This is a genomic window from Xanthomonas sp. F10 (genome assembly GCF_014206815.1).
GTDB classification, from domain to species: Bacteria; Pseudomonadota; Gammaproteobacteria; order Xanthomonadales; family Xanthomonadaceae; genus Xanthomonas_A; species Xanthomonas_A indica.
On record NZ_JACHNP010000001.1, the window covers coordinates 2,024,151 to 2,050,329 of the forward strand.

24 protein-coding genes are annotated in these 26,179 nt (G+C 64.8%); 23 read left to right on the forward strand and 1 reads right to left on the reverse strand.

What is annotated here, in order from left to right; all coding sequences use genetic code 11:
• Positions 1-199 precede the first annotated feature (199 nt).
• From FHR56_RS08830 to FHR56_RS08880, 11 genes are all read left to right on the forward strand, one after another.
• Entirely contained in the window at positions 200-427 is a 228-nt protein-coding gene (locus tag FHR56_RS08830; RefSeq protein ID WP_160947154.1) for an AlpA family transcriptional regulator, read from the forward strand.
• 35 nt (positions 428-462) lie between these two features.
• Entirely contained in the window at positions 463-1,305 is an 843-nt protein-coding gene (locus FHR56_RS08835) for a ParA family protein (protein WP_160947155.1), read from the forward strand.
• Positions 1,306-1,524: 219 nt separating this feature from the next.
• Complete coding sequence (locus tag FHR56_RS08840) at positions 1,525-3,150, forward strand: ParB family protein (protein ID WP_160947140.1); 1,626 nt, start codon at positions 1,525-1,527, stop codon at positions 3,148-3,150.
• Entirely contained in the window at positions 3,147-3,707 is a 561-nt protein-coding gene (locus FHR56_RS08845; RefSeq protein ID WP_160947141.1) for a DUF2857 domain-containing protein, read from the forward strand. The genes FHR56_RS08840 and FHR56_RS08845 overlap by 4 nt, the downstream gene beginning before the upstream one ends.
• A gap of 4 nt (positions 3,708-3,711) precedes the next feature.
• On the forward strand, positions 3,712-4,953 hold the full coding sequence (locus tag FHR56_RS08850) for an STY4528 family pathogenicity island replication protein (RefSeq protein WP_184502473.1): 1,242 nt from the start codon (positions 3,712-3,714) through the stop codon (positions 4,951-4,953).
• Positions 4,954-5,278: 325 nt separating this feature from the next.
• On the forward strand, positions 5,279-6,112 hold the full coding sequence (locus FHR56_RS08855; protein WP_160947698.1) for a PFL_4669 family integrating conjugative element protein: 834 nt from the start codon (positions 5,279-5,281) through the stop codon (positions 6,110-6,112).
• Positions 6,109-6,663 carry a DUF3158 family protein gene (locus tag FHR56_RS08860; protein ID WP_160947699.1) on the forward strand — a complete coding sequence of 185 codons (555 nt, stop codon included), beginning with the start codon at positions 6,109-6,111 and terminating at the stop codon, positions 6,661-6,663. The genes FHR56_RS08855 and FHR56_RS08860 overlap by 4 nt, the downstream gene beginning before the upstream one ends.
• 151 nt (positions 6,664-6,814) lie before the next feature.
• Positions 6,815-7,201, forward strand: a complete 387-nt coding sequence (locus FHR56_RS08865; RefSeq protein ID WP_160947700.1) for a single-stranded DNA-binding protein — start codon at positions 6,815-6,817, stop codon at positions 7,199-7,201.
• A gap of 163 nt (positions 7,202-7,364) precedes the next feature.
• Positions 7,365-9,410 (forward strand): DNA topoisomerase III, encoded by a 2,046-nt coding sequence (locus FHR56_RS08870; RefSeq protein WP_160947701.1) that lies wholly within the window; start codon positions 7,365-7,367, stop codon positions 9,408-9,410.
• A 486-nt stretch (positions 9,411-9,896) separates the two neighbouring features.
• Entirely contained in the window at positions 9,897-11,357 is a 1,461-nt protein-coding gene (locus FHR56_RS08875; protein ID WP_160947702.1) for a DNA cytosine methyltransferase, read from the forward strand.
• 197 nt (positions 11,358-11,554) lie between these two features.
• Positions 11,555-11,884 carry a hypothetical protein gene (locus tag FHR56_RS08880; RefSeq protein ID WP_160947703.1) on the forward strand — a complete coding sequence of 110 codons (330 nt, stop codon included), beginning with the start codon at positions 11,555-11,557 and terminating at the stop codon, positions 11,882-11,884.
• A gap of 150 nt (positions 11,885-12,034) precedes the next feature.
• Here FHR56_RS08880 and FHR56_RS08885 read toward each other — a convergent pair whose 3' ends face one another.
• Positions 12,035-16,519 (reverse strand): hypothetical protein, encoded by a 4,485-nt coding sequence (locus FHR56_RS08885; RefSeq protein WP_160947704.1) that lies wholly within the window; start codon positions 16,517-16,519, stop codon positions 12,035-12,037.
• A gap of 682 nt (positions 16,520-17,201) precedes the next feature.
• On the opposite strand from FHR56_RS08885, the gene FHR56_RS08890 reads away from it, so the two are divergent.
• The 12 genes from FHR56_RS08890 to FHR56_RS08945 all read left to right on the forward strand — a co-directional run bounded on the left by FHR56_RS08890 (position 17,202) and on the right by FHR56_RS08945 (position 26,112).
• On the forward strand, positions 17,202-18,773 hold the full coding sequence (locus tag FHR56_RS08890; RefSeq protein WP_160947705.1) for an ATP-binding protein: 1,572 nt from the start codon (positions 17,202-17,204) through the stop codon (positions 18,771-18,773).
• Between the two features lie 334 nt (positions 18,774-19,107).
• A complete protein-coding gene (locus FHR56_RS08895; protein WP_160947706.1) occupies positions 19,108-19,320 on the forward strand; it encodes a hypothetical protein in 213 nt (70 codons plus the stop codon).
• An 18-nt stretch (positions 19,321-19,338) separates the two neighbouring features.
• Complete coding sequence (locus FHR56_RS08900; RefSeq protein WP_160947707.1) at positions 19,339-19,731, forward strand: hypothetical protein; 393 nt, start codon at positions 19,339-19,341, stop codon at positions 19,729-19,731.
• A 159-nt stretch (positions 19,732-19,890) separates the two neighbouring features.
• Positions 19,891-20,688: a GTPase gene (locus tag FHR56_RS08905; RefSeq protein WP_160947708.1), complete on the forward strand. Its 798-nt coding sequence runs from the start codon at positions 19,891-19,893 to the stop codon at positions 20,686-20,688.
• Positions 20,689-20,736: 48 nt separating this feature from the next.
• Positions 20,737-21,099 carry a DUF3085 domain-containing protein gene (locus tag FHR56_RS08910; RefSeq protein WP_160947709.1) on the forward strand — a complete coding sequence of 121 codons (363 nt, stop codon included), beginning with the start codon at positions 20,737-20,739 and terminating at the stop codon, positions 21,097-21,099.
• A gap of 388 nt (positions 21,100-21,487) precedes the next feature.
• Positions 21,488-22,174 carry a hypothetical protein gene (locus FHR56_RS08915; protein WP_160947710.1) on the forward strand — a complete coding sequence of 229 codons (687 nt, stop codon included), beginning with the start codon at positions 21,488-21,490 and terminating at the stop codon, positions 22,172-22,174.
• Between the two features lies 1 nt (position 22,175).
• A complete protein-coding gene (locus tag FHR56_RS08920; RefSeq protein ID WP_160947711.1) occupies positions 22,176-22,544 on the forward strand; it encodes a DUF3085 domain-containing protein in 369 nt (122 codons plus the stop codon).
• Between the two features lie 342 nt (positions 22,545-22,886).
• A complete protein-coding gene (locus FHR56_RS08925; RefSeq protein WP_160947712.1) occupies positions 22,887-23,810 on the forward strand; it encodes a DUF3577 domain-containing protein in 924 nt (307 codons plus the stop codon).
• 63 nt (positions 23,811-23,873) lie between these two features.
• Entirely contained in the window at positions 23,874-24,587 is a 714-nt protein-coding gene (locus tag FHR56_RS08930; RefSeq protein WP_160947713.1) for a DUF3275 family protein, read from the forward strand.
• A gap of 93 nt (positions 24,588-24,680) precedes the next feature.
• Positions 24,681-25,088, forward strand: coding sequence for a hypothetical protein (locus tag FHR56_RS08935; RefSeq protein ID WP_160947714.1), 408 nt, complete (start codon positions 24,681-24,683; stop codon positions 25,086-25,088).
• Positions 25,089-25,104: 16 nt separating this feature from the next.
• Entirely contained in the window at positions 25,105-25,365 is a 261-nt protein-coding gene (locus tag FHR56_RS08940; RefSeq protein WP_160947715.1) for a hypothetical protein, read from the forward strand.
• A gap of 75 nt (positions 25,366-25,440) precedes the next feature.
• Entirely contained in the window at positions 25,441-26,112 is a 672-nt protein-coding gene (locus FHR56_RS08945; RefSeq protein WP_160947716.1) for a hypothetical protein, read from the forward strand.
• Positions 26,113-26,179: the final 67 nt, after the last annotated feature.

Consider the following 26,179-nt stretch of genomic DNA (forward strand, 5'->3'; position numbering starts at 1 on the left):
CGCGTTTCTCCCCGTCCGAGGTTTCCGCATCCGCTCCCTGCGCGATGGATCGCGAGCGCGCCTGGCGTCGGCTGACGGTACTTCCTGCTCAAGCGACTTTGCGCTCGCGCGCATACCGCATTTGCGGTGTGCCGCGCGGGCGAACCGCGATCCACTGGTGACTTCCACACAACGCCAGCGAGCGTCAGGAATGACCACCATGTCGTCAGCAGCCAGCCAGAACACCCGCACGGCGGACGATGCGCCGACCAGCCGACGCGTCCTGCGGCGGCCCTTGGTCGAGCAGCGAACCGGCTTCAAGCGCGCGCACATCTACAGCCTCATGAAGGAGAAGAAGTTCCCGCAGCGCGTGCGGCTGGGTGTGCGGGCCGTAGGCTGGTACGAAGACGAAATCGACCAGTGGCTGGCGCAGCGGGAGCGTGCGTGAGCGCGCCCGCATCCCGCAGCGGCCCGGCCCCGCTGGTGGTTTCCATCGTTTCCACGAAGGGCGGTGTCGGCAAGACGACCACGGCCGCCAACCTGGGGGGCTTCCTGGCGGATGCGGGCATGCGCGTGCTGCTGCTCGATCTGGACATTCAGCCCACGCTGTCGAGCTACTTCCCCCTGGATCGCCGAGCCCCGGGCGGCATCTACGAGCTGCTCGCCTTCAACGAGCAGGATCCCGGACAGCTGATTTCGTCCACCGCCATTGGCGGACTGGATCTGCTGCTGTCCAACGACGGGAAGGGCCAGTTGGGCACCCTGCTGCTGCACGCCGCGGACGGCAGGCTGCGGTTGCGCAACTTGCTGGGTATGTTCCACAGCCGATACGACGTGGTGCTGATCGATACCCAGGGAGCGCGCTGCGTCACGCTGGAGATGGCCATCCTGGCGTCGGACTTCTCGCTGTCGCCGGTCACACCGGAGATCCTGGCCGCGCGCGAGTTGCGCCGGGGCACCCTCAGCCTGATGGACGACATCGCGCCGTATCGCCACTTGGGCATCGAGCCGCCCCCTCTTCGCCTGCTCATCAACCGGGCCCGCACCGTGTCGGTGAACGGCCGGCAGATACAGCATGCCCTGCGCGGGATGTTCCAGCAGGCATCCGGCATACACGTTCTGGAGACGACCATCCCGGCCATCGAGGCCTATCCCGCGGCGGCGCTGCGCCGGCTTCCCGTCCATCGCGTGGAAGCGCGCCGCCCGCGCGGTCGGCTGGCGCCTGCGGCACTGGAGAGCCAGCGCGCGCTCGCTGGGGAGCTGTTTCCGATGTGGCGCGACCGATTCGACCATGTCACGGGACGAAGCCATGCCGGCGCCGCGTGACCGCCGAGCCACACGCGCGGCGCTGCAGCGCCTGGTCGCGTTCGCGCGGGTGGACGGCTGGGTGCCGGTGTTCACGAATGGCCGCCTGAAGCGCCTGTGCAAGCCGAGCCTGCCTCCGATCCACCTGGGCGCGCCCGAAATGCTCCACAGAGGGAGCGAGGCCCATGAGCGTGCTGGGGCGGATGGCGGGCCCCGTGCCAACGACGGACGGAGCCGGTGATGTCGCAGGGCACCTCACAGGACATCGCCAGCCAGCTGCTCTCGGAGACGTTCGATCGCAGCGGCCCCTCTGCGCAAGCGCTGACCGACCCCATCGCGGACACCCCCATGGTCGTCACGCTGGACCAGCTGCGCCCCTACGACCTCAACCCGCGCGTGACCGTCAACCCGCTGTACGCCGAGATCAAGGCGTCCATCCGCGAGCGCGGCCTGGACACCGCACCCGCCATCACGCGACGGCCCGGGGCGACCCACTACATGATCCGCAACGGCGGCAATACGCGCCTGGCGATCCTTCGCGAGCTGTGGGCGGAGACGAAGGACGAACGGTTCTTCCGCATCCCCTGCCTGTTCCGCCCGTGGCCCGAGCGCGGAGAAATCATCGCGCTGACCGGCCACCTGGCAGAGAACGAATTGCAGGGGAAGCTGACGTTCATCGAGCGAGCGCTGGGCGTGGAGAAGGCCCGAGAGCTGTACGAGAGCGAGAACGGCGGCAAGCCCATCAGCCAGATGGAACTGGCGCGCCGGCTGGCGGCGGATGGCTACCCCATTCCGCAACCCCACATCAGCCGCATGCGCGATGCGGTGCAGTACCTGCTGCCGGCGATTCCTTCGGTGCTCTACGCAGGCATGGGCCGCCACCAGGTGGAGCGACTGTCGCTGCTGCGGCGCGGTGCCGAGCAGGTCTGGTCGCAGCGCGCGGAGGCTGACGCGATCGCGTTCGCAGACCTGTTTCAGGATGTCCTGTCGGGATTCGATGTTGCGCCGGATGAGTTCTCCTTCGACCGGGTACGCGATGAGCTGATTGGGCAGATGGCACAGGTGCTGGGCGCCGACTACGACGTGCTGGCGCTGGACATCGCGGGGCTGGAGGGCCGGCAGCGGGTGCTGCTCAGCGCTCCGACGCCGACCATGCCGCCGGTGGCCCCTTCGTCACGGGGCGCGGCACAGGATCCTTCGCCCCGACCGACAGGCGATGGGACTGCACCTGCAACCGCCGCGGCCCGTCCTGCCGAACCCCTCGGTGCTGCAAGCCAAAAGCCAGAGGCCGCTGCTGACGACTCGACGCGACCGGCGTCGAACCCTCCGGACGAGCGCACCGCATCGCCCGCTCCCACGACCGAGCGCCTGCAGTCGATCCAGAAGCTGGTCGCGGACCACCACGGCGAGCCTGCGCACTCCTTCGCCGACAACGTGGTACATGCCATCCCGGTGCAGGCGGGCGGCCTCTACCCCATCACCGACGTGTGGCACATCGACCCGGGCCTGGATACACCGGACCGCCTGCGCGTGCATATCGCCCAGTTCGCGCGGGAGATCGCCGCCGAAGGCGGAGCAGCCGAGGGCGTGGAGAGTTCGGACCAAGGAATGGGGTACGTGTGCGCTGCGCCGCCCGCCAACCCGCCCGCCGACAACTCATTGGCCAAGGCCATGCTGTCGCTCCTGCAGGCGTTGTCTGGCGTGCCGGCGGCGCCCGGGGCGCTGTCCGACGTGCTGGGTCCGCTGCTGCGCAGCGACGGAGCCGTTGCCCGGCTCAGCGACAGCGGGCTCGTGAAGCTGTTCCGGCTGATCCGCCTCGCGCGGCGCCTGTGTGAAATCCAGCCCGGCGCCGGAGCGACGCCATGACCACGCCCCATCCGCTGAACCAGGCCGTGATCGCGCAGGCGCTGCACGACCTGCGCAACGGGCAACTGCGCCGCGCCCGCTCCATGGGCTTCGGCGATGCAGAACTGGCTGCGCTCAAGCGCCCCGATCTGGTGAGCGTACTGCTCAACGCCTCGGTGTCCTGGTGCTCGGTGACGGTGAACCCGGAAGTCGTGCGCCGGCTGCTCGGACAAACGCAGGACGTGGAGCGCGAGATCTCCACCGTGGACCGCATGCTGCGCCTGGGCGCCAGTACGGAAATGGTCAGCACGTTCTTCGGCCTCTCGCACCAGGAGGTGGCGCTGCGGCGCGAGATCCTCGCGCTGCCCAAGCGCAAGGGACGGCACCCAGTGCTGAGCGAAGCGCAGGACGCGGAGCTGTGGGGCAAGTGGAAGCCTGCGATCCGTGAGCGGGGCATCGAATTGCACGACGACCTCGCGATGCTCGACGTGGCAATGGACTTGGCCGAGGAAATGAACATTCCGCTGTCCGTGGTTTGGGCCGCGATACAGGGCTGGATCGCGCAAGGTCTGGTCTAAGCCCATGGCAGCGCCCGGGACGCCGAGGCCGCCCGGCCCCCGATCGCTGTCGGACGTGTTCGATGCGGCCTTCGACCAGGCGCAGCCCACGTCTCCAGCGCCCGCCACAAATGCCGGGAAGCCCAATACCCAGGACGGTTTTCTGTTCAGCGGCAATCGCCACGAGAGCGTGCCGCGCGCGTTGTTCCTGGACCGCCGGCTGACGCCGCTCGAACGCAACGCATGGCAGGTCATCCGGATGCAGTTGAATGTGGATGGCCTGACGGCCCTGCCCACCTACGATCAGTTGCGCCCCCTGCTTGCGGTCATGCCCTGCGGTCCCGTGGCCTCTACGGAGACCGTCGCGCGCGCACTCACGCTGCTGCGGCTGACACGCTGGTTGAGCCTCGTGCGCCGGCGCCGTGACCAGCGCAGCGGCCGGATCATGGGCAACCTCTACGTGCTGCACGATGCTCCGCTCACGCCGTTCGAAGCGATGCAGCTCGATGCCGATTACCTCGGGCTGGTCAGCCAGGCGCTGACGCATGCGAGCAAAGCAGTGCAGTCCGTGGGACAGCATGTGCTGCGGGAAGTCGCTGAAGATCCGCTGCTTCGCGGTGGCGTTCTGCCCACGCGGCTGCAGGTGCTTTCGGCGCAGCTTTCCCAGGGTGTGCCGCAGGAACAACCGCGGAGCGAGAGTTACCCACAGGATGCGCACATCGGCGATTCCGAAGGAGGCCAGGCGACCCTGCTTCGGATTCCTGAGCCGCCGTCTTCGGATTCCGAATCAGGCCGCAAACCCGCGCCAGAGCGCTCTCTTCGGAATCCGAAGGAGGCCCGTACTGGTAGTTTTCGTATAGGAGAACGTACTGTACCGCGCGAGCACGAGCGCGCGATCGACGGACTGCGCCTGCCGGCGAAGTTCCTCGGTTTGAAGGACGAACAGCAGTCGGGCGCGCTCGTCGCCCTGCGGCAGGTGCCGATGGAGCAGCGCCAGGCCGTGGTGGACGAGTGGGCAGCGCGATGCCGCGATAGCGCCGTGCGCAACCCTGCAGGCTATCTCTTCGGGCTGATCCAGCGCGCGATGCGCGGCGAGTTCAAGGCCTGGGCTGGAGCGGGGAACGCCAAGGCTCCCGCGCCCGACGCGCCACCACCTGCCCCGCCTCGACCACCACCTCCACCACCCGCCCCGGCGCCGAAGCCCGCGAGCCCGGAAGTGGCGCGGGCGCACCTGGAGCGGCTGCGCGCCATCCTGCGCGGCGGCTGAGCAGACGCAGCGAATGTGCAGCGCCAGTCGGCGCTATACCCAGGGTATAGGGCCGGCGCGATGCCGATCGCATCGCCGATGCACGCCAACAGACGATCCGGTCTCTACCGCGGTGCCGAAGTTGTCGCGCTGCGAGCTATACCCAGGGTATAGCGGCGGGAACAACCGCATCAGGCCGCGCTACTCGTCGGGTCGCGTACGCCGCCCGGTCTCTCCACCGCACCGGCCAGGTCGAATCAGGCGGCCCCGGGCTGCGAGTTGTTGACGGACAACCTTCCCGGCCCGCGGCGACGCTGGCGGCTCGTACATCCATCGCGAGTCATCCATGGCTGAAACACCCAACACCCCTGCTCTGCAGCTCAACCTCGGGTCGCTGCGCAGCGCGATGTCGCTGACGCTGCACACCCACCACGCATCCCGGATCTGGCATGGCCGCGCGCCCGCTGAGGGGCGGCCGGGCATCGTCGGCCTCAATGGCTACATCGCCGTGATGAACAAGATGAAGCGCGGTGCGGAGCAGGACGATCCCTATAGCGACTGGTGGATGCTACGCATCGAGGAGAAGCTGTCGCAGACCGACATCGCCCTGCGGCAGCTGCGCGAACAGGTGGACCGCGCGCTCACCTGCGTACCCGCCGCGCTGTCGCTGGGCGAGAACCTCAACGTGCAGCCGATCCGCCTTCCGCTCTTCGTCAATGCGCAGCTGGGCTTCATGGCCGTCTACCTCCTGGCCGACTACGACGAACTGGCGCGCAAGCTCATCCTGGCCCACCACACCGCGCTCATCGATCGCTCCACGCTGGAGCGCTGGCTCAACGAGGGTGCCCATGCCCTGCGCAGCCTGTTCTCCCTGGCGCAGCAGTACCGCTACTCCGGATGCACGCGCGACGACTTCGCCGCGAAGAACGCCGCAGCCCGGGCCGCCGTGGAGAAGTACGGCGAACTGCCGCAGGACGTGCTCGAAGGAACCCGCCGCTCGCGCTACGCGCCCCCCATCGTCCGCCGCTCCGGCCTGGTCCGCACAACCAGCGCGCCGGCTGACGACATCGAGCCGGCTGCGTCCAGCAATGCCGCGGCGCTGGGCAGCGGTGACGCCGCCGGCCACGACAGCACCACCGCGGCGAAGGAGGGCGACGACGATGAAGGCTCTGCGCCATGACGGAGCATGCATCCTGCGCCAGCGGCGGCACGCGGCGCTTCGCACCACTGGAACAGGCGGACTTCCGTGGACTGCGACAGGCGGCCTCTCTAAAAGGCCTTTTACAGCCTTTTAAAGGTAAGGGGCCTCTGGAGGCCTGGGCCAGCGAATGCCATGCGCTGCGCGACGCTCTCACGGACATGGCGCAGCGGCGCGTCCTGTCGCAGGCGAACCAGTACCCGTACCTGCTGCTGCCCATCCATCTGGCCCAGCAGACCACTGGCGCAGGGACGAGCTTCTTGCGCTGGCGCAGACACGACCGCTCCGCGATGGGCGTGGCGCTATGGGAAGAGATGATGGCGAGCGCCGCGACGCCGGAGGGCCTGATCGACGATCTGCACGACATGGAGGTGCAGCGGGTCGTGCTCAACATGCAGGTGAGCCTGTTGCACACCCTGGGGCGGCAGGCAATGGACTGCGCCAGCAAGATCGCCAGCGCCGAGGCCGCCTACCTGCGCCGGAGGGCACGGAAGCCTGCGGACTGCGGCTCCGGCCATGGACAGAAGCCGTGACACCAACCTCCCCACCCCGCGTATCCGGTGCCGCCGCTCTGCGACCTCTGCGGAACCTTATCGGCTGCGAGCGCATTCGGTCGCACATCGACGCAACCCACCTGCGCTGACGTTCGCTGGCGCAGTTCCCACCACCACGACGGAGAAGACCATGAGCACCCATTTCCATGGCGAAGGCAACATCGGCTCGCCCCCAAAATTCGACGAGTATCCGAACGGCAACGAAGAGCCGCGGCGCGTGCTGCGGCTCAACGTGTACTTCGACAACCCTACGCCCGGCAAGGATGGCGCCTACGACGATCGCGGCGGCTTCTGGGCGCCTGTGGACTGGTGGCACCGCGACGCGGAGCACTGGGCAACGCTGTTCGCCAAGGGAATGCGGGTCGTCGTGCGTGGCCGGATGATTCGCGACGCGTGGACGGACGAGGAAGGCCAGCCGCGCACGACGTACAAGGTGGATGCCCGAAGCGTCGCCATCCTGCCGTATCGGCTGGACTCGGTAGAACTCAGTCCCAAGCCTGCTACCGGCGACGAGTAGCCCTCGCTTGGCGCCGTCGCTTGCGATGGCGCCACAGTCAGCACCCCGGCACCCAGCAAGCCGGAGACTGCGGCGAGCGCCTTCTTGGCTGCGCCAGCTCTTCGGGCCCCCGATGCTGACGGTCATTCAATGACTGTCATGCATTTCCCGGAGGGCCTCTCTCATGCGCGTTGTTCTGTGCGAGAAGCCGTCCCAAGGCAAGGACATCGCCAAGGTCCTGGGCGCGCACCAGCGCGAAGCGGGTTGCCTCAGCGGGCCGGGCATCAAAGTCACCTGGGGCGTCGGCCACCTGATCGAGGCCGCGCCCCCGGAGGCCTACGGCGAGCGCTACCAACGCTGGACGCTGGAGACGCTACCGATCGTCCCTCCAACGTGGCAGTGGGAGGTCAAGGCCGCCACTGCTGCGCAATTCAAGGTCGTCCAACGCCTGTTGGCGCAGGCGTCCGAACTCATCATTGCAACCGATGCTGACCGCGAGGGCGAGATGATCGCTCGCGAGCTGGTCGATTACTGCGGCTACCGCGGACCGATCCAGCGCCTCTGGCTTTCCGCGCTCAACGAAGCGTCGATCCGCAAGGCATTCGGCGCGCTGCGTGCATCGAACGATACGCTGCCGCTGTACCACTGCGCCCTGGCGCGGTCGCGGGCGGATTGGCTCATCGGCATCAACCTGACGCGACTGTTTACCTTGCTTGGGCGCAAGGCAGGCCATGACGGTGTGCTCACCGTCGGGCGAGTCCAGACGCCCACGCTCAAACTGGTCGTTGACCGTGATCGGGAAATCGCTGCTTTCGTCTCGGTTCCGTTCTGGTCCATCGAAGTCTCGCTTTCGGCTGGAACGCGGGTGTTCTCCGCGCACTGGATTCCGCCGGAGGCCGTCGCAGACGATGCAGGCCGTTGCGTGCGGCAGAGCGCCGCGCAGCAGGCGGCAGACGCCATCCGCGGCGCCGGCCAGGCGCAGGTCACGAGCATCGATACCGAGCACGTGCAGGAAGGCCCGCCGCTACCTTTCGACCTGAGCACGCTGCAAGAAATCTGTTCGCGGCGCTTCGGCCTCGACGTGCAGGAAACACTGGACATTGCCCAGGCCCTGTACGAGACCCACAAGGCGACCACGTATCCGCGCACGGACGCGGGCTACCTGCCGGAGAACATGCTCGCGGAGGTTCCGACGGTGATCCAAAGCCTCGTGGCGACGGACCCTGCGTTGCGCCCCTTGATCGGCCACCTCGACCTTGCCCAGCGCTCTCGCGCCTGGAACGACGCGAAGATCGCGGCGCACCACGCGATCATCCCCACGCTGGAACCTGCCGACCTGTCGGCGATGTCCGAGAAGGAACTGGCCGTGTACCGGCTCATCCGCGCCCACTATCTGGCCCAGTTCCTTACGCATCACGCGTACGATCGAACGACGGTGCGCCTTGCCTGCGGCGGCCAAGCGCTGCAGGCGTCCGGAAAGCAGGTCATCGATCCTGGCTGGAAACTGGCGTTCTCCGCCTCATCGCTGCCAGCCGCCACGGCGGATACGCCGGACGCGGACGCGAACGACGACACGCCGCGCGATCAGGCGCTTCCGTCATTTCACGATCACATGGCCTGCCAGGTGAAGTCGCTCGATCTGAAGTCGTTGCGCACCAAGGCGCCGCCCCCGTACACGCAGGGCGAACTTGTCAAGGCGATGAAGACGGTCGCCAAGCTCGTGACCGATCCGCGCCTGAAACAGAAGCTCAAGGACACCACCGGCATCGGCACGGAGGCGACACGCGCGAACATCATTAGCGGCTTGCTCGCACGCGGGTTCCTGGTCCGCAAAGGCCGCGCGGTCCGCGCGTCCGAGACCGCGATGACCCTCATCGATGCGGTTCCCACAGCCATCGCCGATCCGGGCACCACGGCGATCTGGGAGCAGGCGCTGGACATGATCGAAGCGCGCCAGATGGGCCTGGAATCGTTCGTGGCGAAGCAGGCCGCATGGGTCGCGCAGTTGGTCGAACAGCATCGGGCAACAGCCCTCGCGATCCGCGTTCCTTCGGGCCCGCCTTGCCCGCTCTGCGGGGCCGCCACGCGCCAGCGCACCGGCAAAACCGGCGCGTTCTGGTCCTGCTCCCGCTACCCCGAATGCAAGGGCACCGTACCGATCGATTCTGGCAAAGCAGGCCGCCGCAGCGGGTCGAAGACCAAGCCTCGCGCCGCTCGCAAGTCCCGCTAGTCTCGGGAGTCCCTCGCCCCGTCACTCCGACCGCACCGCAGGTGCGGCATCCTCGCGCCCCCGCGAGGCCCCCAGCATGCCCCGCCTTCTGCGAAGCGTGCCCGCCGGCAGCGCCATGCCTGCCCGGCGGAAGGCCCATTCGTCCGCACGCCGCTGCAGCGGACCTTTACTGATCGCGCGTTTCCGTTGCCGACGGGTCTCCCGGCGCCCTGCACACCGCGCGGGCCGCCCGGAGACCCGTCGGGTCAACGGCAGTCCTTGCCGGCGCCCACCGGCGCAACAACGGGCTCCCTTTGTGCGCGGATGCGCGCCAAGGAATATCGGCCCCAGCCACGACACGGGCCGGGTGATTTGCGCTGCACGGGGTTCTTACGCCGACTTCCGTGCGATGCCTTCCACGGGTGGCCACCTCCTCGTCAGCCGAAGATCCCCGCGGTCTTCGGCGCCTTCCTCCTGCCGTCCAACCCCAACGAACAGGAGACACCGATGAAACCCATACCCCCCGACACCGAGGGCATCGCATACGGCAGCGTCTGCAGTGGCATCGAAGCCGTCAGCCTTGCCTGGGAACCGCTGGGCCTCAAACCCGCCTGGTTCGCGGAAACGGACGCCTTCGCGAGCGCCGTTCTGGCGCACCGATTCCCGCACGTCCCCAACCTCGGCGACATGACGCAGCTGGCCCGCCGAATCCGCGCGCGCGAGGTCGCCGCGCCCGACGTCCTGGTTGGCGGCACGCCGTGCCAGTCATTCAGCACCGCAGGGGCCCGCCAGGGACTGGCTGACCCGCGCGGTGCGCTCACCCTTGCCTATGTGGAGATCGCCAATGCCATCGACCAAGTCCGTGCCCGCTCCTGCCGCCCGCCCGCGACGGTCGTCTGGGAGAACGTCCCAGGCGTCCTCAGCGACCGGGGCAATGCCTTTGGCTGCCTGCTGGGCGCACTGGCCGGCGAAGACCGTGCTCTCGAACCGCCAGGGAAGAGATGGACGCACGCTGGTTGTGTGTCTGGCCCCCAGCGGCGCATCGCCTGGCGTGTGCTCGACGCCCAATACTTCGGCCTCGCCCAGCGCCGCAAGCGCGTGTTTCTTGTGGCAAGTGGTCGAAGCGACCTCGATCCCGCCGCGGTACTTTTTGAGCGAGAAGGCCTGCCGCGGCATCCTGCGCCGGGCAGCGCGCCGCGGGAAGGCGCTTCCCCTGCTGCTGGAACTCGCGCTGCATCAGCAGGCGGGAGATCCCACCTGGGTTCACCATATGGCGCGGTCCGCGTCTCGGTTGGGTTCGGCAACGGCCAAGGGCCGACCGAGCTCGCGGCATGCCTGATGGGTGCGCCGCCCCGGTTCGACCTCTCCACCGAGACGGTGCTGGTCCAGTCCGTTGCCGGCGCAATCAGCCACACCCTGGACACGGCGAATGGCGGCAAGGGGTGCGGCGAGGATGGCACGGGCAAGGGCGTGCCCATCATCGCATTCACGGCGCAGGGCAGCGGTGCCGACGCGCTGGGCGGGTGCTGCCCGACACTGCGCGCCGGCGGCAGCCGCGCAGGCCACGCGAATGGCGGTGTCGTTCCTGCAATCGCCTTCGCACAGAACTCCCGCAACGAGCTGCGCTGGGAGGGCGGCCACGGTCAGATCGCCGGCACGCTGTCCACCGGCGGCGGCAAGCCCGGCCAGGGTCATCCCATGGTGCTGCAGGCAGCGAGCCACGAGGACCACTTCGTCTGCGAGCCATCCGGTACCGATAGCTGGGGCCCGCGCTGGCGCGTGCGACGGCTCATGCCGCGCGAATGCGAGCGACTGCAGGGCATGCCGGACGATCACACGCTGGTGCCCTACCGCGGCAAGCCGGCGGCCGATGGGCCGCGCTATAAGGCCATCGGCAACTCGATGGCTGTGCCGTGCGTTGCCTGGATCGGCGCGAGACTTCAGCGCGCCCTGTCGGGAGCACCCTGACGCATCGTCAGAAAACCCCGACCCTACGCAGGGCAGGTTCCCGATGGTGCAGGCCCGGGCCGGGGCGCGAGGATGACGCTGCCGACCCGGGGCCATTGGCCGCTCGACCCGAGGGGCGCCCGAGCAGCGCCGATCCGGCAACCCAACCATTCAGGTGGCGTCTCCTCCGCTGAGACCGCGGCCGATAGCATGGCCCCATGCCGCTACCCGAACACTTTGCGTGGGATACCGACCGGTGGGGCAAGGCCTGGCTGCGGTGTCAGCACACCATTGTCGCGAGCGTGAGCAAGACGGTGTTTCCCGACGGGCGCTGGATTGCGAACGTCAATCGGCACGACCAGAGAACGGCCAGCTACCCACACGCCTACTTCCGCTCGCAGGGATCGGCGATGCGCTCGGTGGAGCGCTGGGCTTGCGCGCACGCCGCACGCCTTGTGCGCGAACTGGAGACGGGTGCGCGTCGACGCCTCCCGGAACCGAGACCCAACCGCGAGGAGAAGCGGCTGGCGCGGAAGATGCGGGGGTAGGCACGCCCGAGTTGACCATCAAGGATCGCTTCGCGTATGCGGTTGGTTGCCCGAGTTGCCGGCAACCGATACTTCCGCGCCAGTTTCGACGGCTCGATCCCAAAAGTGGTTGCCTAAAGCGGTAGCTACGCAGGTTGCGCTTGCGCCCCCTCACCGTGCATTCAATTTACGCAGTTGCTCCGCGCTGGGCGCGTGAAACTCCGTTATGGTGCCAAATGACTTTACGGCCCCAGACTCCATTGCGAAGACGGTTGTGTGGGATAAGCGTCCACCGAACCCATCCAGGCCGCTGCCAACACCTTGTCCTCCATAGACATTCTTCTCGCCAGCCAATATCCAAACGGGTTCCAATCCTGACGTTGCAAGCTTGTCGAGAAAGTAGTCTCGGGACACAACACCTGCACCTGCACCGCGCGAACGCAACGACGGGTCTTGCCAACGAAGGACCCCTTCGGAGTCGACATACTCAGGGTCTTTTCCGCTACGTAGGTGCAGGCCCAGTGCCGTAATGACACCTGATGATGGTAAGCAGAGCGAGAATCCGTCATCGATCGAGTTATCGTTGGTATTACCTTCGGCGCTCAGTGACTCTACGATTCCTGCATATGGCGTTCTAATGCCGGCGCCCATCTTCTGCTGTAATTCGATTGGTTTGGGGTCGCGCCAGCCATGCTCCCCCAAGAAGGGCAAAAAGTAGCCGGCTTCCCAAAGACGCGATGCGTCGCCACGCTGCTGGGCAAGTAGCTCGGTTGCCAGCTGAGAACCGTTACCTAGAGCTGTGACAAGGCAGCTGATGCGACACCAGGCATCAGCGTGACTGCGTCGACTCTGGCCGGGCACAGTCCAGCGGCAAAAGCCGTTTATGGCCAGCCATTGCTTGCCATCTGGACTCACCAGTTCGATTTGACGCACTTCATTGCACAGATCGCCCTCGACGCGCAGCCATGCTAGAAGCAACTCTGTATCTCCGGAAGGTAGTCGGGGAGCGGATGGTGTCCACCATGTGACAGGTGCCGCCTCCCAGCCGGTATCGAGGGTGCTTCGCACAAGAAGGGACGGATCAATGTCCCTTTTCATGTCGCGACCTCGCGGCCCCGGCTCATATGCGCGAAGCTTCCCCTCGTCCTCCCACGTACACATTGCTAGATTGTCTGTTATGCGGGCTGTCACTTCCGCAAGCGCAATATACTGATACTTCTTGCCGATGCGCTCGACGCGATGCCTGCCTATCCGATCACGACTAATGATTGGGCTTACCTCGAACTGCCCGAATAGCTCTTCGGTCCAACCGAGCTGGTGCGCACGCTCGCAGATCCAGCGTCGCACCGGCGCAGGATCGATCTCCAACGGACCGCGACTGTCGTCGCGCATGCGCGTAGATTCAAGGAGATGATGCTCCGGAAATCCGGCATACCTGATGCGCAACCCTTCGGACAACGTGCCCTTGAACAGCTGGTTCGCTTGCACGACCTTTTTCCAAAGGCGCTCAAATTGATCTGCGCTTTCTTTCGTAAACGATATTCTCAGAGGCCTCATTCGAAACTCGTCAGTCACCTCACGCAGAGCTAGGTAGGCTTCCTGTTGCTCCGCGGTCGCCTCATCGAACAATGCGTTCTCCCAATGTTCGAAGATCTCCTTGCTGGTACTGCCCACCAGAGCTACCGGCATGTCAACAATATCGTGCAGCCAAGATCTCAGTGTGTAGTTACCGAAGTCGCCGTGCTCGTCCATGGACGAGCAAATTGAGTCCCCGTAGCCGCGACCTCGGTATTTCTCAAGATCCTCCTCTGTCACACACTCCAGCGGCCAAACTGAGGTGAACTTTGCCTTGCATGCGTCGATGTCAGCTCCCACCGGCAGCTGACCCACGTGTTGAGCGTACAGCAGGAGACCGAGGGCATAGTCTCGCGCCATCAAATGCAACGGCGGCCGTTTACCCTCGGCAAAGTAGCTCCTCCAAATCGAAGTGGCTAGCTCTCTGCAACCGGCCCGGTCCATACCCTGCATTGCAGCGCCATAACAGGCAGCCAGAAGACGCTCTGTAATGTAGAGATCGTCGATGTCGACGAACTGGCTGACAAGTGCGGCAGCGTGGCGCAGCTTGCAAGAAAGCAGGTTGACAAGTGCCTTGGTGGCACTGTCGCGAACCGCGCGGTTGCTTGTCGACAAGAACCAAGTCAATGTCACCATGGCAAGCCGCAATCTACGTTCATCGACCTCACTGCCATCAACATCCCTGGCCCACTCAACAAGCGAGGCAACCGCGCCGCCCTCACTCAAATCGTCTTCTGCCAGAAACACAGACCACGCGGCGTCTCTGCACGGCATCGGACGCGACCAAAGGTTCGCATGCAGCCAGTCGGCATTGAATAGGTTCTCGGGCTCAGTACTGACCAAAAGCATCAAGCCAAAGGCTGAGCGGCCTTCGGCCACGCAGAGCTTATCTACCCATTGAACCGTTCGATTCGTAAAGGCCCTGGGGTCTCGCCAAGCGAGCGAACTCTCGAAGGCTTCTCGGAGAGATGGATCATCGATCGCCTCACTAGGCAGTACATCGAACAACTCAAGACCTAACACTTCCGGGAGTTGCACCGCAATCGCTTCCCTCACTCCAGCAAACGCCCAGCCCTCGAATGGCTTGAAGTAGTTGACCAACGGCGCTTGTCGGAATGACTCTTCAACATCTGCGCGATCCATTTGCCCAATAAGTCGCTTGGCGTGAAGGTGGTCAGAAAACCGCTCGAAAGTGAAACGAACGATTTCCCTCCGGGTTCCTCCCTGCCATTCGATATCCTGCGTGAGTACGCCCTCCGACATGAACGCTGAAAAGAGGCTGTGCCGTGTGTAGCCACCCGAGCTGTGGATACCTTCCAGCAGATCCACGGCATCTTGCAGAGACAGACTTGCACCGTCGCCTCGAGTTACACATGCCTCCAGAAAACTCTCCAAAGCTTTGTACGGAATGTTAAGCTCTGGAATGAGCCCCAGCTCCCTTTGGACCTTGTCCGCTACTGCGGTCAGGTAGAAGTCGAAGATAGAGGTAACGCCGCTCATCCCCTTGGGCAATTGCTTGAGCCCTTCCGTATCGAGATATTCGCAGCAGCTTCGAAGAAACAGGGGGTTTTCGAACTCCCTAGCCAAATTCGGTGAGCTGGGTCGAGCAATGCCGCGACGATCCAGGTATACCTTGGCTGCGGCACCGGCATGACCGGCAAACCCTGGGTGCACAATGCATTCCAGGCCCTTCAGCGGAAGAAAGCGGAAGTAAGTGCTGCGCACGGTCAACACCAGCGCGAGACGAGAGAACCTCTGGATCAAATGGATAAACCCCGGAAGGCGCGTCTCCCAAAGCGCGAGACCGTTTCTCTCGTTGAGCGCATCTACTGCAAGCACTGCCCGACAGTTGGCTGCCTCAGCCGCCGCATCGAGTGCGCCGAGGAAGTCAGCGGTCGTTACGTTAACCAGATCAAGTTGCCCTCGGATTTGGTCCCACGGATCTCCGTCCGTCAAACTTCCGCTGAGCACAAGTATGAAAGGGCGGCCGTCCTCAAGCTGCCTGTTTCCGAAGTCAGCGATCAGATGAGATTTGCCGATGCCCCCTGGCCCTGAGACCACCAGTTGGCGCTTGTTCATGAGCTGCCAGCGCTCGCTCGCAACCTCTTCGCGGACACGCTCCACTGCGGAATAAAGGTCGTACAAGTCCTTCCTCAGAGTAAATTGCCTGCTCTCTGGGACCTTCTCCTTGACCTCGGTCAGGGATTCCGCAACGCATTCGATGGTCAAGTCCACCAGCTTTGCCCAATTCTCCAAAGGCACCAGTTCATCCAAAGCCACGGGCGATGCCCCAAGACTTTGCAGTAGCGGACTACAAGCTTGTCGCACTCGATCAGCAACGTGCGAAAGCTTTTCGAGCGAAAGGCTAGCTATCGCGCCATCCATCCGGTAAGTAATCTCGGCCACCCAGGTCGCCGGGACTAAGAGCAATTCAGGGGTGCGTGCCAGCGCACTCAAGGCGTGGTGAATTGGAAGCTCGACATGGCTTTCAGGGCTATATCGCTCACCGAGATTGTGACGCTGCACATCGAAATGGTTGCGGAACCAGGCCGAACTGAATTTGAGAGCGTCGAACCAGTACCGTGCTCGCCCAGAGTAAGCTGGACTGTCACGACCAAGGCGCTCGAGGATGCTGGATGCGCTCCAGAGAACAATTTCAATATTGCGGCCTTTGGCAGCCGCATCGCTGACCATCTTCTCGCGCCACCTTTCATAGCGCTGTTGTTCACTCAGCTTCCTACCTCCCCGGTTGTCTCGCAAGTCGATGGGAAGACAGACAACAAATGTTGTCAACCTCGGATGAGCGCTGAGTGCACGCTCCAATGAGTCATCCAAGTTAGCAACCTGTCCATCACCGAAGTCATTGATGAAGTACTTCGCCTGCCACCCCACCTCATGTCCGTCTTCGTAGATTTGGAAGCACTCTAGTCCTTGGTCGGCTCCCGGGCCTTTTCGTAGAAACCGGCAGCCCGGAGCAGGATCCTCCAGCGCAGCAAGCTGACAGCAAAGCTCCTCGAACCCGCCGTCCTGACTTCCTCTATGTTCGCGAATATGTTTGAAGTCCAATCTCAGCACAGCCACTCTCCGTTTTCTTCTCAGGCCGCTTCAGCAATTCCGAGGCGTCGCCCCCGTCTCTTCCAGAACTGTACAAGAGTTGGGTTCACCTTCCCTTCGGGGATGCCAAAGCAGGCAGCACTGCTATCACGAATCTGCTGATGGCGGACTTCCACCAACATCTGGAATTGGTTCCCCTGCCTGGTCTCCCCACGACTACTCGTTGCTCCAACTGCTCGGATCCTCGGGTCGCGCTGCCCCCCCCTGACCACGATGCCACTGGGAGAACGTCACTAGGCTGACACCGCCTACTTCGTCTTATCTGCCGCTCCTGGGCGCCCAGCGCCGTAGCTCCAATGTCGGAGCAAAGCCATCCTCTGGCCTGGAATGTGGGGCGTGGCCTTATCAAGTACTTCCGCCACTACCGAGCATGCAATCGAGATGCTTGAGCCATGTGCTGCTGACGTCCTCAGCGCCACGCCAGCAGCCAGGATCCCCGGGCTGCCGCGGAGCGTCAACCGCGCGATCCGCCAGTCCGCTTTGCATCAGTCCTGCGGGCGCACGCCCTCCCCGGGCGTTGATGCGAACCCTTCTCCGGGCGACTCTGCCCACTTCGTCCCTACCGGCAAACGTCCTGTTCGCCCGCTCATGCAAGCGGACGGGCGTGCGCCTGCGTGCGCCACGGCGCACTCCATCCAAGGAGCCAACCATGACGACCATTCGACTTCAGACCAATCAGCACCGCCTCATCGCCAATCTGCGGCATGCGTTCAACCAGCGCTCCATGCTGGGGGAACTGTTGCAGAATGCCCGCCGTGCCCAGGCGAGCGAGATCCGCATCTACGTCACCGACGACTGCATTGCGATACACGACAACGGCAGCGGCATCGAAGACCTCCAATCGCTCATCCACATTGCCGAATCAGGCTGGAAGGCGTCCATCAGAGAGCGCGAGAATGCCTTCGGCATGGGGGCGCTCGCCACGTTGTACTTCGCCGAACGGCTGATGGTGCGGTCACGCGGCAAGACCTTTTCCGCACGAACCGCCGACATTCTTGCCGGAGGGCCGATCGAGGTCATCCCGGCCGATGGCACCTGGCAGGGCACGCAGATCCAGCTCGACGGCGTACGCTCACCAGATCGCCACGTTTTCTTGCCTGACTGGGTGCGCTCGGAGATGCGGCGACTGTGCGAGGCATTTCCGGTCAGCGTGTACGTCAATGACGCCGAAGTCCCCAGGCCGCTGACAAAGCCCGACCTTCGATGGCGTCAGACATCCATGGGCAAGGTGTTGATCGACCTCCATGGCGCCACAAACCAGTGGCGATGCTTCCTTCAGGGGTTGCCTATCCAAGTAGGAAGTTCGCATGAGCCAAAGCAGGTCGTCCTTCTGCCCGACAACATGGTCGCCAGGCTCCCTGATCGCCAGCATCTGCTGAACGAATCCAGCGATTTTCCTCGTATCCAGGCTGCCGTGAATCAAGCCTACCGCCAAGCCTTGATGGACGCGAAGGCCGAACTGGCCGGCCACGAGTTCGCCGAGTGTTATGCCGACGCATGCGTCATTTCCTCCAACGCCGACCTCCTCAACGATGTTCCCTTCGTGCCGCGCGCCTGGTTTCGCAACTGGCAAGAACGGCCAGCCGGGGTTTGCAGGTATTGGGAGGGGTACGCCAACGATGGGGTGACGTCCGCGGAAGCTATGACGGAAGCCGGCGTCTGGCGGATCGAAGACGATGATGGCGATGTGCTGTTGGCTGAGGTGTATCTGCAGGCGGCGGACGCCTATTTGCTGGAACAACTCAACCTGGATGAAGGTCACTGGCTGCTTCGTCTGGCACGTCCGCTCAGCGCGAAACAGATCGCGGTCAGCGTTGGCGCATCACAGCATCGGGTTGAGCATCCAGGTTTGGCCGACTGGGAGGTCGCGCTGGAGCTCGTCAACTCGCTGCAGGTCGCCCTTCTGGAAGGCAGCAAGCTCTACGATGTCCCAGCCCTCCGCACGGACGGCACGCTGTACGTCACCGCAGAGGCAGGCAACGTCACGCGGCTGGTCAGCGACTACATCGTGGACGAACGTTACGACGAGGACCTCGAAGACGACGATGAAGAGACCATCCGAACCTTCATCGCCGTGGGCAGCTCCTCGTCACCGCACCATGTGGTCGAAGCCCTTCTTCCGGACGCACTGCGCTACCAGGCACAGGCCAAACTGGCAGATGCCAGCGTGACGCTAGCCTTCGATGCGAAAGGCAAGTTGGCATCGGTCATTTCCTCCTAGCTATCGATCCATAACCAGGCCACGTGGGCCCCGCACTCCGGTGCGGGGTCTTTTTTTGCCCGGAATGCGGTCCAAGGCCGCATCGGATTGGCCGACCACTGCCCGGCATCGAGGCGGAATGCTGGACGCATGTGTAGCTGACACCGTCAGCGCCATGTCCAGCAGCCTGGATCTCAGGGCTGCCGCGGGACCCGTCCTGCGCGATCCACCAGTCCGCTTCGCATCGGTCCGCGGACAAGCGCCCTCGTGGCGTCGATGCACTTTCATCCACGTCCTGCGGGAGCCCCTGCCCGCACTGGGCTGTGGCGCCTCGCGCATACAGAAGGATCTGCCCATGCCAAAGCCACCTGTCTTCGGCCGCCTGGCCCTGAACTACGCCGGCAAGTTGCTGCCCCTGGAGGTGCTGCACAGCGCCGCCGGCCACTACATCGGTACGCGCGACTTCGACGGTCCCGTGTCCCGTGAATCGAACGAGTACTTCCGCAGCGAGAAAGCGGCGCAGCGCGCGCTGGAGCGCGGTGGATGGTCCCAGTTGCCCAACCCCTGATCCGTGAAGGATTGCATCATGAACCTGACTCTTCCCCCGGAAGTCTCCGATCTGTTCGTGCGCGAACAGATCCATTTCGCCGCTGCACCTGAAGCGTTTTTCCAAGCCTGGAAGCGTGGTGTCGAGATTGCCGGTCCGGAGTGGTTCGGCGACGGCACGATGGAAGGGATGCGCAAAGCCACGAGCAAGTGGGACCTGCGGCCCAACCTGCTTGCCATCGCCGAAGCACTACGCGTGCTGAGCAGCGGCCAGCGCATGTTCCTTTCCGCCATGGTGAGCTTCTACAACGCACGCGAAGGTGCAGCCATGCTGCGCCAATGCCGGTTCGAGGGCCTCGCCGACTTCGGCGGACTCGACCTGCAAAGCAGACAGGTCATCGCGGACCTGCTGCTGAACTACGTGGGCTGGTAAGTCCGCGCCGGCCAGGGTCCTGGCCATGAGGCACCTCCACGGCTCGCCGTGCGGTCCTCGCTTTCGTCACCGGGCGCCCTGTGCGCCCGTTTTTCTGTCCACCCACAAGGGAGCCTCTCCCTTAGGGGAAGTCCCTTGTGCTTCATCAAGGAGCTTTCCATGGATCCGACCATTCTTCGCGCCCAGATGCCCGCCCTGGTGCGGTCACATATTCCCTCCAACGTGCGCAGGTTCACCTACTGCATCCTCGACGGCGTGCCGCGGCCCTCATCTCTCGGCATCACCTTCGATCCCAAACCATTCGAGGGCAAGGTCGTCGCCAAGACGCAGGAGGCCATCGTCGTCAAGACGGGCCGCACCGAGTTCGCCGTACTGGACCGGTCGCTGGTCACCAGGGATCCCGACGAGGGTGCCAAGGTGCTGGTCGAGCCGTACGCAAGGCGCCGGTTCGACGGCCTGCGTGCAGACACGCCGGAACGTCGGAAGGAGCGGACTGCGGACGGCACCGAGTTCGTTTCGGAGACGATGGTGCTGGGCGCTGCGCCGGCCAAGCTGCCCATCCCTAATCCACGATGCCCCGAGCTCGCTGCACTCATTGAGCAACTGGAGGAGCTTCCGGCGCCTGACGGCTTCCGCCGCATCACGCACATGCTGGTGGACGCGGGCGCCCGGGTCTTCAACTGGGTGGATCCGGAGCCGTCGGACATCTGCAAGACGCCGCCAGCCATCACCTTCACGGTCTCGGCGGCGAAGTTCGATGGAGCCGTGCGCATCCTGTACGACCGCGGAGCAGACACCTATGTGATCGAGTTTCTTCCCTCGGGCCAGCCCATTGACCGCATCGCAGACGTGTACTTCGAAGACCTCGGCAGCGTACTGGAATCGCGCATCGATGACGGCAGCTGGCGGCGCATCCGCGTCACACCGCTGCCGGCGAGAACGTGCCCACCGGCGTGAAGCATCGCACAGCCGCGATCCTTTTTACTTCGTTCTTTGGAGGACACCATGTCTCTTCGTTTCAGGGGCGCCGATCTGCGTCCCGTACTGGCAGAAGCTGCCGCTCAGCGCTGCAGGATCGTGCTGGTCAAGGACCGGGGCGTGTACTGGCTCGCCGAGCGCGGTGCTCGCATCGGCAATGGCCGCCAGAAGCTGATCGCGTACGCGGTGGGCTGCAATCCGGACATCGACCCATTCGATGACTGGTGGCACACGGCGAATGCTGAACTCGGTGGCGACGATTTCGCGGAGCACATCGACCCGAACGATGGCGTTTTCGCCAAAGTTCTGGCCGGCGGGTATGACCTCGAACTGTCTGCCACACCCGAGCAGCTCATGATGCTGGCCGTTCCCTCCGACCGCACGAACTGAGTTCGCTGCGCCTCCAAGCCCTCGCCACGCGAGGGCTTTTTCTTGTCTGGAATCCGGTTGCCGGCTGAGCGCGTTGAGGCTGGTCCGCCGACGCGGTCCGCAGGACGCTCCGGGCATGCCTGCCGACAGACGTCGGTGACATGCCAAGCAACCTCGGTCTTCAAGGTTGCGCGCAGCGCCCCACGTTGCGTGGCCGGACCAGTTCGCTTCGCATCCACTTCGCGAACGGCCTCCGATTGCTCGGTGGCGGATGCATTTGCCCACCCAACCCAGCACGGGGCTTTGCACCTTTCCCCGCTCGACGGGCCGGCGTGCCCCGATTCCAGTCCACCCCGCGGATGCCATGTCCGCAAGGGGCTGGCTCCGCATTCTTTCCAGGAGCCAAGCCATGGCAAACAGCTACTACGAGGGCACCGGTGTCCTCATTCTCGACCGCGTTACGCCGGTCATCCGAGCGCTGTTCAGCGAGTTCGCGCTGGATGCCGACTATCCCGGCAACGGAGAGGCGTACATCGCCCTTCGGTCCGACAGTTCCCCCAGTTGGGACGATCTGCGCGAGACGCTGATCGATCTTGCAGCGCCACTGGGCTTTATCCCTTCACCAGACAGCATCACGCCGATCGGTGAGGTGTTGCAGGTGCTCGGAAAGCACTTCTGCGCCGGCGGCAACGCGGCATTGGCATCGATGATCGAACGTGACGACTTCGGGGACGCAGCCGATCTCAAGGATCTTTTCCTGCTCGCCATCTGCTTCGATGACGGGCATCACCTTCGGGAGATCCGCTTCGAAGGCTGCTGGCGATGCGACAGGCCTCGTCTGTTCGAGTTGGGCGGCGCGGGCCACTACATGAGCCACGAGTTCGCACTGGACAGTGCGTCCAGCGATGCGCCACAGCTGGGCCCCTTGATCCGCAGCGCCCTGTCGAGCAACGACTTCGACGGCGCAGGCATCGTAGTTGCGCGAGAAGCGCTGCGGCTGCTGGCCGGCATTCGCGACGTGGCCCATCGCGACAAGGTGCAGCGCGCCGCCATCTGGAAGTTGATGGAAGGCCTCGTTGGCCAAGGGGAGCGATGACATGCCTCTCCGCTTCCGGGGCGTCGAGCTGCGCCCTGTCCTCACCGAAGCCATCCGTGAGCACTGCCCGATCGTCCTGCAGCGGGGTGACGGCGTGTACTGGCATGCAGCATGCAGTCCACCGCACTCTCGCGGATACCTCACTCCAATCGCGTACGCGCTCGGCTCCAACCCGCGGGTGAATGCTTTCGAGCACTGGTGGGACCGGGCCTGCGACACACTGGGCACCGACACCCTTTGCAGGGCGTTCGATCCCCGAGATGCCGTGTTTGCCTGCATCCTGTACGGCAACTTCGATCTGGAGCTATCGGCAGAGCCTAGCCCGCTGTCGATACGGCCTGTCCCGGCCGGTACGCTGTTTCACCACTGAGCTTCCGTTGTTCCCTAGCCCCCGCCATGCGGGGGCTTTTCTTTTGCGCTCAATGCGGTCACGCCGCAGCGCGCGTTATGGCTCGCGGGTCGAGGCGGAACGCAGGACGCTCCGCGCATGCCTGCCGACAGAAGTCGGCGACATGCCAGGCAACCCTCGGTCTTCGAGGTTGCGCGCAGCCGCCAGGCTGCGTGACCGCCCCAGTTCGCATCGCATCCTCGCGCGAACGGCCACTGGATCCCGGTGGCGATGCATCCGCCTGTTCAACCCACCGCGGGGTTACGCACCTCTCCCCGCACGATGGGGTCGGTGTGTCTCCGCTTCATCCTATGGAGCACCACCATGGCTACCTCATCGTCATCCGAAACGAAGTCGTACTTCGATTTGCACACCTCGGGCATCGGCTACCTGAAAAATGTCCGCGAGGTCCCTGTCCGCGGCGGTCGCCGCGCCCAGCCGTTCCTCGCTTGCAAGATCGACGCGCTGGTCGGTTCCGCAAAGGATCCAAGCTACCGCACCTTCGATCTGAAAGTCTCCGGTGCCAAGGCCAAGGAACTGGTCGAAAGCTACATGGGCGTGGACGACCGCCGGAAGCGGCCCCTTGTCCGCTTCCGCGTCGGCGACCTCTGGCCCGATCCCTTCATCCGCAATGAAGGGGAGCGCAAGGGCGAAGCCGCAGCGGGCCTCAAGGGCCGTCTGCTGAAGGCGGAGCTGGTTGATCGCGGCGAGTTCATGCGCATCGAAACACACGAGCTCATCACGCGCGGCATCGGCTATCTCAACCGCCCGGAGGACGTTCGTCCGAAGGACGGCGATCCGTTCCTCGCCTGTTGCATTGCCGCGCTGGCCGGGCCGACCGACGAGCCGGAGTACCGGTACGTCGAGGCAAAGGTGACGACGGAATCCGCAGCCCACCTGGTGCGGCGTTGCGTGCAGGCCGTGGAGGCCGAGCGCAAGGTGCTCATCTCGTTCCTCCTGAACGACATGAAGATCGATGCGTACCTTCGCACCAAGGGGGAACGTGCCGGCGAAGCCGCAGCCTCCCTGGAGGCCAATCTGGTCCACATCGGGCTCATCAAGATCGATGGCCAGAAGGTCTATCCGCTGGCCACGCCGGCTCCCGACACACCGCCGGCCGAGGATGCCTCCGCGTCCGAAGCCGATAGCGCCTCCGACTCCGCGTCCGCCCATGCCCCCGAGCCCGCCGAGCGCGACTCCGTGAGCGAGGAGCAGGACCGCGAGCAGGAAGCGGTCGAGTCGTTCTGAAACCGGCAGGGCCCCGCACGGGGCCCCGCCCATCTTCTCCCGAGCGAACGCAAGGACATCACCATGGACACCACCACACCCGGCGAGCGCGCGGCGCCCTCGCCCATCATCGTTCCGGGCCAGCTCACGCTGCGCACCATCCGCGGCCGCAACGGCCCGTTCACCGTCGGACGGCTCATCACGCACCTGGGCGTTTTCGCGGTCAAGGATGCGGAGCTGGAACAGTATCCCGAGGGCAGGTATGACGGAGAGTTCGTCATCCGCTACATCTTCCCCAAGTCCTACCCGGTGGGCGACGGCATGCGGTTCGAGATCCGCGCCAACCTGGACGGCATGACGCTCCACGGCATCGACAAGCTGAGCCGTGACGAGGCGCGCAGCTTTGCCACGCAGGACGTCGATCCCCTCGACGAAGAGCAGGGTGCGACTCCCGGCGCGCGCCAACCGGCTCCGGCAACGCCAGCCGAGCCAGCTACGCCGTCCACGGGCGCCGAGATGTCGCAGGCATCGACGGATCCCCTGATCGATACCACGCCTTTCGGCGTGGATATGCCCTCTTCCGCACACAGCGCCGCCAGCCAGCCGCAAGGTGCGCCCGGGAGCGAGGACGCGGCCCTGTTCGGCCTGCTCTGGCCGCTGCAGGACTGCGTGAAGCTCGATTCGACCATCGACCGCCGCACCTTGCGTGCGCAGATCGCCCGCCTGGGCGAACTGGGCTACGCGCTGGACATCAAGGCACAGGTCTGGAGCCGCCCGGCGGTGACCCAGGCCGCGTGATCGCTGGCACCGCATCCGCGGTGCTTCCCATCCATCCGCCGGGTGCGCCTCTCCTTCGGGAGGCGCCCGGCTCCATTCTTCAGGAGACCTCTCATGGGCTGGTATTTCTCCCATCAATCGCGGTCTGAACTGATCGCGGAACTGATCGCACCGCAAGAGACCGAGCGCACCAATGCGAAAGTTATCGCTCACGCCCTGCGCGGCAACGTGCTGTGGTGCGTGGTCGAAATGACCGTCAAGACCGAAAGCGCACATAGTGATCTGCCGCCGGGTCAGTCCCTGCGCTACATCCGCTGCGATCTGCTCGAACGCAGCTATGACCAGTGGGGCTACAAGTCGCTGGACGAGTCCATGCACCCGTACTACTACTCGTGCCCGCTGTCCTATCTGGACCTCGCGCCGGAGCAGTCCGCCGACTGGCGTGCAGGCGTTCGCGCCTACCACGCACGGCGGCGCACCCCCACCGCATCCGCGTCATCCGTCGCGGCTCTGGTGTCCTGAGCCAGGGAGAGCCGATATGGACCCGATTCTGTCAACCCTCCCTCGCCCGCTGCTGGCTTTCGTCGAAGGCCAACTGTCCAACGACGAGACGTCCACCGATGCAGAGCTCCAAGAGCACTTTGTCGCCAACGGCCTCACCGAGGACCAGGCGCGGCAGGCACTGACCTATCGCGCGCAGTACCTGAGCAACATCTACCTGGACGGCTTCACGCCCATCACCGCAGCCGACGACGTGCTGCGCTTCAACCCGTTCAGCCGGCAGTTCGAGCCGGTCTGAGCGCCACCACTCCACCCCATGGGGCAGCAACTGCCCCGAGGGCAGAGCTGTCCCCGCGTATCCGAGGACAACGCCATGCCCACCACCGATTCCCAGCCTTCTCCGCTCTACCGCATCGACGAATGCCCCGACGTCATGGCCGACGCGTGCGTCGCCGATGACCAGGGCGGCCTTGTGTTTCTCTCGATCTGGGCCCGCGACACGGCCGTCCAGCAGTTCCTCGCCCGCCTGACCCTGGGCCGGGACGAGCAGGGCCTGCAGCAGTTCAACATCGTCACGCCCGAGGGTGGCAGCGCCCCGGTGTTCGTCGGCAACGTGGATCGCCTGGAAAAGCGCATGACGCGCGCCTTCCGGCGAACCCTGTTCGGCTCGCTGTCCAACGTGTGGCTGTTCGACCGGCGTTGCGTCAGGCCCGACAAGGCCAACGCCAGCGCGCTGGCCGTGCTGCCAAAGGACAGCACGTGCAGGCTGGACCGCCTCTGGTCGCTGGTACGCGATACCTGTCCGCTGCCGCTGCTGGACCACTGGCGCGACCCGGTGCTCGATCTGCTGCATGGCCGCGACATGCTGTCGCGCCTTCCCTTCGCCCTCGGGCCGCTCGAAGGCCACCGGCTCGCGATCGACGTGCCGGTCCTCACGCAGGCCCTCGGCGGGCTCATCCGCAGCGGTGACCTGCGCATCGAGCCGCAGCGGCCGCCGCATTCCATCGCCTTCACGCCACAGCAATCGCTCGAAGCGGTGGCCTGAGTTCCGCAACGTTCGTGCCCGCGTCGACACCGCCGACACGAACGCATTCCTTCATCCATCCCAAGGA